The 10,690-nt window shown below is 65.3% G+C and carries 13 protein-coding genes; 4 read left to right on the top strand and 9 right to left on the bottom strand.

Translation table 11 applies throughout. From position 1 onward, the window contains the following. From N792_RS13210 to N792_RS14235, 3 genes are all read left to right on the top strand, one after another. A partial coding sequence (locus tag N792_RS13210) for a mercuric transporter MerT family protein (RefSeq protein ID WP_036196123.1) occupies positions 1-294 on the top strand: 294 nt, incomplete at its 5' end. Positions 295-304: 10 nt separating this feature from the next. Beyond that, entirely contained in the window at positions 305-592 is a 288-nt protein-coding gene (locus N792_RS13205) for a heavy-metal-associated domain-containing protein (protein WP_036196115.1), read from the top strand. 16 nt (positions 593-608) lie between these two features. Continuing rightward, a complete protein-coding gene (locus N792_RS14235) occupies positions 609-797 on the top strand; it encodes a GDCCVxC domain-containing (seleno)protein (RefSeq protein ID WP_343122847.1) in 189 nt (62 codons plus the stop codon). Positions 798-899: 102 nt separating this feature from the next. Here the strand turns inward: N792_RS14235 and N792_RS13200 are convergent, their stop codons facing one another. Further along, positions 900-1,523 carry a cation efflux transmembrane domain-containing protein gene (locus N792_RS13200; RefSeq protein WP_036196114.1) on the bottom strand — a complete coding sequence of 208 codons (624 nt, stop codon included), beginning with the start codon at positions 1,521-1,523 and terminating at the stop codon, positions 900-902. A gap of 106 nt (positions 1,524-1,629) precedes the next feature. Here N792_RS13200 and N792_RS13195 point away from each other — a divergent pair, with 106 nt between their 5' ends. Continuing rightward, positions 1,630-2,037, top strand: coding sequence for a MerR family transcriptional regulator (locus tag N792_RS13195; RefSeq protein ID WP_036196112.1), 408 nt, complete (start codon positions 1,630-1,632; stop codon positions 2,035-2,037). A gap of 27 nt (positions 2,038-2,064) precedes the next feature. Here the strand turns inward: N792_RS13195 and N792_RS14290 are convergent, their stop codons facing one another. From N792_RS14290 to N792_RS13160, 8 genes are all read right to left on the bottom strand, one after another. Beyond that, a complete protein-coding gene (locus tag N792_RS14290) occupies positions 2,065-2,187 on the bottom strand; it encodes a hypothetical protein (RefSeq protein WP_255516598.1) in 123 nt (40 codons plus the stop codon). 19 nt (positions 2,188-2,206) lie between these two features. Continuing rightward, positions 2,207-3,022, bottom strand: coding sequence for a hypothetical protein (locus N792_RS13190; RefSeq protein ID WP_198025600.1), 816 nt, complete (start codon positions 3,020-3,022; stop codon positions 2,207-2,209). 96 nt (positions 3,023-3,118) lie between these two features. Continuing rightward, positions 3,119-3,712, bottom strand: coding sequence for a cation efflux transmembrane domain-containing protein (locus tag N792_RS13185; RefSeq protein ID WP_084105839.1), 594 nt, complete (start codon positions 3,710-3,712; stop codon positions 3,119-3,121). Position 3,713: 1 nt separating this feature from the next. Further along, on the bottom strand, positions 3,714-6,896 hold the full coding sequence (locus N792_RS13180; protein WP_036196120.1) for an efflux RND transporter permease subunit: 3,183 nt from the start codon (positions 6,894-6,896) through the stop codon (positions 3,714-3,716). Positions 6,897-6,918: 22 nt separating this feature from the next. Then, a complete protein-coding gene (locus N792_RS13175) occupies positions 6,919-8,187 on the bottom strand; it encodes an efflux RND transporter periplasmic adaptor subunit (protein ID WP_036196118.1) in 1,269 nt (422 codons plus the stop codon). 5 nt (positions 8,188-8,192) lie between these two features. Continuing rightward, on the bottom strand, positions 8,193-9,473 hold the full coding sequence (locus N792_RS13170; RefSeq protein WP_036196110.1) for a TolC family protein: 1,281 nt from the start codon (positions 9,471-9,473) through the stop codon (positions 8,193-8,195). A 56-nt stretch (positions 9,474-9,529) separates the two neighbouring features. After that, positions 9,530-9,922: a hypothetical protein gene (locus N792_RS13165; RefSeq protein WP_036196106.1), complete on the bottom strand. Its 393-nt coding sequence runs from the start codon at positions 9,920-9,922 to the stop codon at positions 9,530-9,532. Positions 9,923-10,094: 172 nt separating this feature from the next. Further along, a partial coding sequence (locus N792_RS13160) for a sensor histidine kinase (protein ID WP_198025599.1) occupies positions 10,095-10,690 on the bottom strand: 596 nt, incomplete at its 5' end.

Here is a 10,690-nt window from a genome sequence, read left to right as displayed (position 1 = left end):
GGCGCATCGGTCTGCTGCGTCGTGCCGCTGGCGTTGGTCCTGCTGGGCATCAGTGGTGCCTGGATCGGCAACCTGACCGCGCTGGATCCATGGCGCCCTTGGTTCAGTGCTGCCGCCCTGCTGTCGCTGGGGTTAGCCTTCTGGGGCCTGTACGGACCATCCTCTCGATGCCGCGTCGAAGGCCATTGCGTGGATCCGGGCACCTTGAGCCGCCGGCGGCGCTGGCTTTGGTTGGCCACGGTCGTGATCGCCTTGTTGTTGTTGTTTCCGTATTACGTGATCTGGCTTCTGTAGGAGACGATCGATGCGCAAGTGGACATTGGCCTTGATGGCCGTCATATGGGCCGGAACGGCGGGGGCCGCCCCGACTGAGACGGTGGTGTTGCAGGCCGCGAACATGACCTGCCCCACGTGCAGCATCACAATTGAGAAGGCGCTCGAGAAGGTGCCCGGCGTAGCTGACACCGCGGTCGATACCAAGGCAGCCACGGTAACGGTGACCTTCGATTCCGAGCGTACAAGTGCTTCGGACATCGCACGGGCCATCACCGAAGCAGGCTTCCCGGCCAAGGCACGGACAAACGGTGGCTGATCTGCAACTGCAAAGCATGCTGACCTGCCCAGAGTGCAGGCACCAGGCCAGCGAGATGATGCCTACCACGGCCTGTCAGTTTTTCTACAAGTGTCCAAGCTGCGGCACGGTACTGCGGCCCAAGCCGGGCGATTGTTGTGTGTTCTGTTCGTACGGCACGGTGCCGTGTCCACCGATCCAACAACAGAATCCCTGCTGCGGATAGCGGTCGTGGCCAATGGATGCCGATCATCAGCCAACTCGGCGAACGAACGCCCCGGCAAGGGGGCGTTTCTTCTCTTGGGCCGGGCAACCGGGCCGCAACTTGCTATTTCGCCTCGTCCCGGTAGCTCCGCCAAGCCATACGGAGTACCCGCCAGGCGGACCGCAGAAACATCAGCAACAGTCCACCGGCGATGACCAGATCGGGCCAACCTGCATCGAACAGCCACACGCCGGCGGCCGCCAGCAGCACCGCAACACCCTCGTACAGATCATTGCGCGAACACTCCCACGCCGATGACATGTTCACATCGCCGAAGCGGTACGGTGTCAACAACCACAGGCACAATGCGTTGAACGCAAGGTTGATCACCGCAGCAATGCCGATGGCCTCGAAGATCGGCACCTCCGGATGGGTCAGGCGCCAGCCGATCTGGATGGCGACCGCCACAGCGGCGCCGAAAATCAGCAGTCCCTTGATCAGCGCTACTTTGGCCTTGGCGCGCAAGCTGGCGCCGATCACCACCAGGCTCAGCAAGTAGGTCAGCGCATCGCCGAGGTTGTCGAGGCTGCCTGACAGCAACGAGGACGATCCGCTGTAAATCGCCGCCGCGATCATCATCACGAAGGTGGCGATGTTGATCGCCAGCACGATCATCAGCACGCGCCGCTGTCCCGCCTCCAGGGCGCGAACATCCACCGTGCTTCCGCAGCCGCACGAGTCACCCATGGTCAAGTCTCCATATGCGAGCGGACGCAGGGATTGCGGACCGCTGTCAGGTCGGTGATCCTAAAGCCTGTAGTCGCTACAGGGTCAAGCCCATGAAGGCAGGCTCATGAAGATTGGAGAGGTCGCGACACGGAGCGGGTGCCATCCGGAAACCGTGCGCTACTACGAACGCATCGGGTTGTTGCCTGCCCCTCCACGCACGTCGAGCGGATACCGCGAATACCAGCCTACGGACGTGGATCGATTGCGCTTCATTAGCCGCGGTCGCGACCTGGGCTTCTCCCTGGCGGAGATCCGCAGCCTGCTGGGTCTGGCCGAGGACGACGGATTGTCTTGCGAGGATGTCGACCGGCTCGCCCGCGTGCACCTGGTGGACATCCAGGCCCGGCTCGGTGACCTGCAGCGGATGGCCGCGGAGCTCGAACGGGTGATCGGTAGCTGCAGTGGGGGCGAGCGCGGCCAATGCGCCATCCTGGACACGTTGCGGCACCCGCCGGCGGGCACCTCAAAGTAACAGCGATCTGTTGCCGACAGCCTGCAGTCAGCGAGTGGCCACCCTTCGTATCAGCGGTATGTAGGCCAGCATTGCGATCAGTTCGACCAGCGTCTGGGTCACGATCACCGCCGGTACGATGGGAAGTGCGCCGGGGATCGACAGGGCCAACGGCAATATCACCAGTGAGTTACGCGTGCCCGACGCGAACGCCACGGCCCGTTTCGCCGGAACCGCCAGCTTGAAAATCCGTGCTACTGCGAGGCCAAGCAATGGTGCGATGATCGCGAAGGCAATGTAGAACGGCAAGACCGAAACCGCAGCATTGCCGGCCGGTCCAAGCTGCGGTGTCACCGCTGCGATCACGACGAAGAGCCCCCCCCGCGGTGGCAGGTACCGGCATGACGCCACCCAAGCCGGCAATACGGGCCGCCACCGGCGAGCGCGATGCGGCTGCCTGCAGGCCCGCCGCGAGCAGTAGCGGGACCGCGATCAGCCAGACGAACGCATGCAAGAACGGGCCTGCCCGGACCAATGACGCCGATTCTGCCCCCATCAGAACGCCGAGGTAGACCGGTAGCAACAACATCTGAACGAGCAGTAGAACCGGCGTCGCGGCCAGCAGCAGCGAGGAGTCCGCTTTGCCCAAGTGGGAAAAAGTGACCACGTAGTCGATGCATGGGCACAGAAGGACGAAGAGGACGGCGATGCGGATCAAAGGCTCTGCTGGCAGCAGCGGTAGCATGGTCGCGACAAGCAGTGGCACGACCACGAAGTTCGCAACCAGCAATGCACCCAGAAAGCGTCTGTTCGCCAACGCGGCTCGCAGCTTGACCAATGGCACCTGCAGGAAGGTAACGAACAGCATCAATGCCAGCGCAGGATTGATCAGGACTTCCAGCCTTCCGGTGCCGGGTACGGTCAACGCGACGGCAAAACCGAGCGGTATCGCCGAAAAATAGATCGGGATCTGGCGCCGTTCCAGCCCGTCTCGTACATCGTCCAACCCCCTCACGACTTCACCGCCACCGCCTGCAGGAGGCCTCGGCCACCTGGATGACCAGCGCCCATCCGGCGGAGACATTGCAGCAAGCAGCCTTTGCTAACCATTTTCTTCACCACGCGCATCCCGCAGGATCTCGATGCCACCTTTCAGAGCGATCGCTGCCACCGCAAGACCCACGACCAGATCGGGCCAGGCCCGCCCGGTCCAGAGCACCAGTCCGCCACCCACAAGCACGCCCGCGTTGGCGACGAGATCGTTGGTGCTGAACGTGGTCACGGCACGCACGTTGACGTTGGCCTGTTGGATCGTCTTGAGCAGCCACACGCATGTCGCGTTCACTATGGCTGCCCCCAGTGCCATCACCATCATCGTCGTGCCAATGGGTTCGGCATCGTCGAAGAATCGACGACCCACGTCGATCAGGATCCCCGCGGCAAACAGGATCAGCAGCCAGCCAGAAACCTTGGCCGCCGACCGTTTCCACGCTGCTGAACGACTGAGCGCGAGCAGGGTGATGATGTAGACGGCGCTGTCGGACGCATTGTCCAGTCCATTTGCAATCAGGGCGCTTGAGCTCGCGGCGAGGCCTGTGGCCCAGAACCCCGCGGCGAGCGCGAGGTTCAGGGCGAGGACGATCAACAGGATCCGTCGCTGGTGTGCGTCGCGTATCTCGATGTTGTCGTGGCTCACCTCAGCGGGCCTCCGGCTGCAGATCTGCTGGCCCGTCGCGGTGCAGCCAACGGTAGAGCGCAGGCAGCACCAGCAGCGTAAGCAGCGTCGACGACACAATGCCGCCGATCACGACCGTGGCCAGCGGCCGCTGCACCTCCGAGCCGGTGCCGACGTTGAACGCCATCGGCAGGAAGCCCAAGGAGGCGACCAGCGCGGTCATCAACACCGGGCGCAGGCGGCCGAGCGCGCCGTCGACGATGGCATCGTCCAGCGGGTCGCCCTGTTCGCGCAGCTTGCGGATGAAGGCGATCATGACCAGGCCGTTGAGCACCGCCACACCGGACAGCGCGATGAAGCCGACGCCGGCGGTGATCGACAACGGAATTCCGCGCAGTGCGAGTGCGAACACGCCACCGGTCAGCGCCAGCGGCACGCCGCTGAACACGATTGCCGCATCCCTGGCCGAGCCGAACGCCATGAACAGCAGGCCGAAGATGAGCACCAGCGTCATCGGAACCACCACCGCGAGCCGCTTGGACGCCGAGATCAGCTGCTCGAACGTGCCGCCGTAATCGACCCAGTAGCCTTCCGGAATGTCGACTTGCTGCTGCACGCGTTGTTGCAGTTCGGCAACGAAGCTGCCCAGGTCGCGATCGCGCACGTTGGCAGTGACCACCACGCGGCGTTTGCCGTTCTCGCGGTTGATCTGGTTCGGCCCGAGGACCTTCTCGATCGTCGCCACTTCGCGCAAGGGAATGGTCTGCGGAGTGTCGTCCGACCATGCGGGATCGCGGCTGGACTCGTCGGCGTTTGCATTGCCGCCCAGGGGGATGGGCAAGTCTTCCAGCGCTGTTGGATCCACGCGCATCTGCTCAGGCAGTCGCACCACGATGTCGAAGCGCCGGTCACCGTCGTACAACTCACTGGCGACCTGGCCACCCACGGCCGTGGCGACGGTCTGCTGCACCACGCTCGGGTTCAGCCCATAACGAGCCAGCGCTTCACGGTCCGGAACCACCGTCAGCAGCGGCAGGCCGGTGGCCTGTTCGGTCTTGACGTCGGCCGCGCCGCTGACTCGCTTGGTCACCGATTCGATCTGCTCGGCCACCTCGACCAGCGTCTCCAGGTCATCGCCGAACACCTTGATCGCCACGTCCGCGCGGACGCCGGAAATCAACTCGTTGAAGCGCATCTCGATCGGCTGGGTGAACTCGTAGTTGTTGCCGGGGATCTCCGACACTGCCGCCTCGATCTCCGCAATCAGCACCTCTTTCGGTTTGCGCGGATCGGGCCACGCGTCTCGCGGTTTCATCATCAAGAACGTGTCGGCCACGTTCGGCGGCATCGGATCGGTCGCGATCTCGGCGGTGCCGATCTTGCTGAACACCCGTTCGACCTCGGGGATCTGCATCACGCGCTCCTCCACCGCGATCTGCATCTTCACCGCCTGTTCGATACCGGTGCCGGGGATGCGCATCGCATGCATCGCTATGTCGCCTTCATCCAGACTGGGGATGAACTCGCTGCCCAGCCGCGTTGCCAACAGGCCTGAGACCACGACCAGCGCCAACGCGCCACCCAGCACCCACTTGCGACGACGCAACGACCACGCCAGCGCGGGCGCGTAGCGGCGCTTGGTCCACTGCATCACCCGGTTTTCCTTCTCCTCGACGCGGCCGCCCATGAAGATCGCGATCGATGCGGGAACGAAGGTCAGCGATAGGATCATGGCGCCGGTGAGGGCCAGCACTACCGTGATCGCCATCGGGTGGAACATCTTTCCTTCGATCCCGGTCAGCGCAAAGATCGGCAGGTACACCGCCGCGATGATGAACATGCCGAACAGGCTGGGCCGGATCACCTCGACCGTGGCGGTGGCCGTCAGGTCGTTGCGTTCCTCGTCCGTGAGTGCCCGTCCGAGTCGGTGCTGCATCTCACCGAACCGGCGCAGGCAGTTCTCGATGATGATGACCGCGCCATCGACGATCAGGCCGAAGTCGATCGCACCCAGGCTCATCAGGTTTCCCGAAACGCTGCCGCGCACCATTCCGGTGAGGGTAAACAGCATCGCCAGGGGAATGACCGCTGCGGTGATGAGCGCGGCGCGGAAGTTCCCCAGCAGCAGGAACAGCACCACGATCACCAGCAGCGCGCCCTCGATCAGGTTCTTCGAGATGGTCTGCATGGTGCGTTCGACCAGCTCGGTGCGGTCGTAGACGGCGGTCGCCTCGACCCCGGCCGGCAGGCTCGCGTTGGCCGCTTTCAGCTTGACCGCAGCAGACTGGGCCACTTCGCGGCTGTTGGCGCCGACCAGCATCGCCACGGTGCCGAGCACCACTTCCTCGCCGTTCTGGGTCGCCGCACCGGTGCGTAGTTCCGGACCTTCGCCGACCTGGGCGACGTCCCGCACGCGGATCGGCAGGCCGTTGCGGCGGTCGAGCACGATGTTGCGGATCTCGTCGAGGCCGCCGACCTGGCCGGGTACGCGCACCAGGTACTGCTGCCCGTTGCGCTCGATATAACCCGCGCCCATGTTCTGGTTGTTGGCGGCCACCGCGTCGACGATGTCCTGCAGCGTGAAGCCGAGCGCGACCAGTTTGAACGGGTCCGGGGTGATGTGGATCTGCCGCTCGTAGCCGCCGATGGTGTTGACCTCGGTCACCCCGGGCGTGTTGCGCATCTGTGGCCGGATCACCCAGTCCTGCAACGTGCGCAGGTCGGTCGCGGTCCACGGCGTGCCATCGGGTTTGCGTGCCTCTGGCGCCGCGTCGACCGTATACATGAAGATCTCGCCCAGGCCGGTCGAGATCGGCCCCATCTGCGGTTCCAGCCCTTCCGGGATCTGCGACTGGATCTGCTGCAACCGCTGGGCCACCTGCTGGCGTGCGAAGTACAGGTCGGTGCCGTCCTCGAACACCACGGTGACCTGCGACAGCCCGTAACGCGACAGTGATCGGGTGTAGTCCAGTTGCGGCAGGCCGGCCAGCGCGGTCTCGATCGGCCAGGTGACGCGCTGTTCGGACTCCAGCGGCGAATAGCCGGGTGCCTCGGTGTTGATCTGCACCTGGACGTTGGTGATGTCGGGGGTGGCGTCGATCGGCAGCCTGGTGAAGCTCCACAGGCCCACGCCGATCAGTCCCAGGGTCAACACCAGCATCATCCAGCGGTGGTGGATGGAGAAACGGATGATGCTTTCCAGCAATCCGCCCTCGCCGGAACCGCGCTCAGTGCTCATGCGAGGCTCCCTCTTTCTCGATGTCGGCCTTGATGAGGTAGCTTTCCTCGACCACGACCTGATCGCCTTTGTTCAGGCCCGACAGGATTTCCACCCGTTGGCCATCGCGTTGGCCAACCTCCACCGGCTGCGCCTGGTAGGCGTCGCCGACGCGCACGAAAACGACCTCCTCACCGTTCATGGTCTGCAGCGCCGACAGCGGCACCATCAACTCGACCGGCTGCTGCTCGACCGTGATCCGCGCCTTGACCGCTGTACCGGGTCGCCACAGTCCGTCGGCGTTATCGATCGTGGCGCGGGCGACGGTGCTCTGGCTGGCGGTCGCCATGCCCGGCAGCACGCGTTCGAGCACGGTCTCGACCGTCTTGCCGTCGCTCATCCGGGTGACCGCCACCGGCACTCCCGGCTGGATGTGCTGGGCGTCGGCACCGAAGATGTGCAGGTCGACCCACAATTCCGACAAGTCGGCGATCTCGAACAGCGGCGCCCCTTCGCCGGCCAGGCCGCCGACCGAAGCACGACGCGCGGTGATCACACCGGAAATCGGCGCGGCGACGCTGTAGTTGCTCAGACTGAGATTGCTTTCGATCGTCGCCAGCGTCTGCCCGGCGCGCACCTGGTCGCCGACATTGGCGCGCAGCGAGCGAATGGGACCGGGGAAACGTGCGGTGATCTCGGCGACCCGACCCTCGATCGGCGTCAGCAGGCCCTGCACCTCGTGCTCGTCGGCAATCACGCCGGCGCCGACGGGCTGCACCTTGATACCGGATTTTTCCGCGGTAGCCGCAGTGATGACCGTGCGGCCCTCATAGCTCGGGTACTCCCAGCGCAGCATCTTGTCGCCGATGCTGGCCAGCACCTCAACCTCGAACGAATGGGGTTCTGCGACGGTGTCTGCGGCAGCCAGGCTACCGTCTTCCTGCGGGATCAGCGTGTAAGTCGCGCTTTCGCCGCCCAGGCGGGTTATCCGCACCTCGACCTTGCCGGCCGTTGCCGGCAGCGGCTCGCCGTCCTCATACAGCCAGGCCTGGAACCGCGGCGGCGTGCCGGCGTCGGCCATCGCCAGTTCCACGGTGTAGCCGCCCTGTTGGAGCAGACGGCCGCCGTGCTCGCCAGTTGCGGCTTCCGCTTCAGCGTGTTCGCCGGATTTTTCCGCGGCATGCTCGCCGGCGGCCTCGTTGGCGTGGTCATCGCCGCCGGACTCTCCGCCGCAGGCGGCCAAGGACAATGCCAGCGCCAGCGCGCTGATCAGGTGGATGGGCTTCACGGTGAAACTCCTTGTTCGGTATTGGACCCGGTGCCGGCAACGAACGCTTGGCCAGTGAGTCGCTGGATTTCAATCAAGGCACGCTGGGCATCCAGCGCGGCCTCCAGTTGTTGCTTGCGCGCGGCGGTGCGCTCGGCCTGCAACGTCGCCCATTCCAGATAACTGGCGGCCCCGGCGCGGTAGGCCGCACGTGTGGCGGCTTCGGCCTTGGTCAGCCGGGGCAGCACGTCGTTCTGCAGGCGCTCGACCTCCACCTCGGCGACGCGGTAACGACCGTGGGCTTCAGCCAACGTCGAGTACAGCGACAGGCCCTTGGCTTCCCGTTCGATCTCCAGCCCGGCCAATTCGGCCCGGGCGGCCCGGATCGCCGGTTGAGCCCGGCTTGTACTCCCCAGCGGGATCGAGACGCTGCCGATCAAACCGAAGTCGTCGCTGCCCTGGAGCCGGCGTACGCCGACCTGCCAGTCCAAATCCGGCGTGGCCTCGCTGCGGGCGAGCTGTAGGCGCGCTTCACGGATGCGCGCGGCGCCGACGAACTGTGCCAGCTCCGGCGTCCGCGCCAGCCAATCAGCGAGCACCGCGAAATCGGCCACCTCGGGCAGCACCAAAGGATCGCCGCCGGCCACCTCAAATGAGGGGGCGCGTTCACCCCACAGCGCTGCCAGATGCTGGCGTGCGGCCGTCTCGCGTTGCTGCGCCCGTGCGTGGTCAAGTTCTGCACGGGCCAGTGCGGCTTGGGCGGTCAGCACCACCGATTCGGGCGAGGCACCGGCTTGCAACCGCTTGCGGGCTTCGGCGACGGTGCGCTCGCGCTGCTCGATATCGAACTGCGTGATCGCGGTTTGCTGCTGCGCGGCCACGACCGCCAAATATCGACGCGCCACTTCGGCCAACAGGTCCAGCCGCTGCGTCTCGCGCTCGACGGCCAGCGCATCGATCCGGCTTTGCGCCAAAGTCCGGCGCGCATCGAGCTTGCCACCGCGCTCCAGCACCGAAGCCAGGCTCAGGGTGATCTCGGCGCCGTCCAGGCCGCTGGCCGCGCCGGTACCGAACGCGTTCTCGATGCTGGTACCGGCAACCAATGCCGGCCGCAAGGAGACGCGATCCAGTTCGGCCGCCAGCACGTCGCGGCGGGCGCCGAACAGGCGCAGGTTGGGATGGGTGTTGGCGACGCGTTGAAAGGCGTCGTCCAGGGTCAGGGGGTCGGCGGCGTGCGCGGGAAAGGCCACGGCACACACGACGACCAATGCAGCCAAAGCCGCAAGTCGCAAACGCATGGGGATTGCTCCGGGTTATTCGGATGACAGGTGCCGGCGTCAGGCCGGCGGCGCGGTCACACGAAAATCGGAGGCTTGAAAGGAGAGGTCAGGCGCGCTTGCAGCAGGATCGGAGCCTTCGCGATCGCCAGCCGGCCAGACGCCGGGACGGCCGGAATCGGCTCAAGCACGGGCAGCGTGGCCGCGCTTGCACCGCAGCAGTGCGAGAAATCCAGTAGCACGTGCAGGGTCTTGGCTCCGCCCTGGTCTTGCTCATCGGCCGCGGCCGCCCCCGCGTCCAACTCGTCGGCGTGCAGGTTGTGGCTGTGCTTGCCCGAGGGGTCGTGCGCAAGTTCGTGCATCTCTCCGGCGGCCGCCAGAACGGGTTGCACCACCAACCCCAACGCAAACAGCGCCAGCACGAGAACGCGCAGGAACGGCAACAAGCGGCGGGGGCGGAAACGGGTCATGGCCGCGCAGGGTACCTGTCAGGCGTCGGGTTATACAATTCCACTGTGGCGCAGGGCGGGGGGCACCGAGGCGCGCACGCTCCCGGTCGAACGAGGACATTTGATCGAGCGAGAACTTTCGACCCAAGGCGGAGGCTCTGCTCAGCGCTGCGCTCCTGACGTATCGCTCCCGCTATTTCGTGAACTGCAGAACCGCGGTGGTGCCGTGCTTCGGGTCGGAATGCAGGTCGAGACGCCAGCCGAAGTGTTCGCACAGGCGTGAAATCAGCTCCAATCCGATACCTGAATCACCACGACCACCGCCGCCGCGCGCCATTTGCGTGTAGATCGCGCTGATCTGTTCAGGGCCCATGCCGTGGCCGGGGTCGTGAATGACGATGGTGGCATCGTCCTGCAGGCGGATGTCGATGCGGCCGTTGTCGCTGTTCTCGATGGCGTTGCGCAGCAGGTTTCCGACTGCGGCGCGGACAATGCCCGGTGGCGCGTGGACCTCACAAGGCGGGGGCGGCTCCAGGCACAACTGCAGCGACTTGCCCGCGGTCAGGTGCTGGTGATCGTCGATTATCTGGGGCAGCAGTGCGTCCAGCGACAGCGGCTTGTTGGTCTTCACCAGTCGCGCCGGGTCCTTGGCCAGGGCCAGCAGCAGGATGATCAGCTGTTCCATCTCTCGCGCGCTGCGCTGGATGCGCTGCAACTGGTGATGCATTGTCGCCGGGTCGGCATTGAGGGTCGGCAGAGATTCGTGTAAAAACGGGCCGAAAGTGAGCT

The organism is Lysobacter concretionis Ko07 = DSM 16239 (assembly GCF_000768345.1).
GTDB lineage: Bacteria > Pseudomonadota > Gammaproteobacteria > Xanthomonadales > Xanthomonadaceae > Novilysobacter > Novilysobacter concretionis.
The sequence above is the reverse complement of the archived record's forward strand: the minus strand, read 5'-3'. Positions and strand labels throughout refer to the sequence as shown.

What these genes read in the sequence shown, in the direction of transcription:
- N792_RS13205 (WP_036196115.1), top strand. Translation starts at nt 305, where the DNA reads ATGCGCAAGTGGACATTGGCCTTGATGGCCGTCATATGGGCCGGAACG.
- N792_RS14235 (WP_343122847.1), top strand. Translation starts at nt 609, where the DNA reads ATGCTGACCTGCCCAGAGTGCAGGCACCAGGCCAGCGAGATGATGCCT.
- N792_RS13200 (WP_036196114.1), bottom strand. Translation starts at nt 1,523, where the DNA reads ATGGGTGACTCGTGCGGCTGCGGAAGCACGGTGGATGTTCGCGCCCTG.
- N792_RS13195 (WP_036196112.1), top strand. Translation starts at nt 1,630, where the DNA reads ATGAAGATTGGAGAGGTCGCGACACGGAGCGGGTGCCATCCGGAAACC.
- N792_RS13170 (WP_036196110.1), bottom strand. Translation starts at nt 9,473, where the DNA reads ATGCGTTTGCGACTTGCGGCTTTGGCTGCATTGGTCGTCGTGTGTGCC.
- N792_RS13165 (WP_036196106.1), bottom strand. Translation starts at nt 9,922, where the DNA reads ATGACCCGTTTCCGCCCCCGCCGCTTGTTGCCGTTCCTGCGCGTTCTC.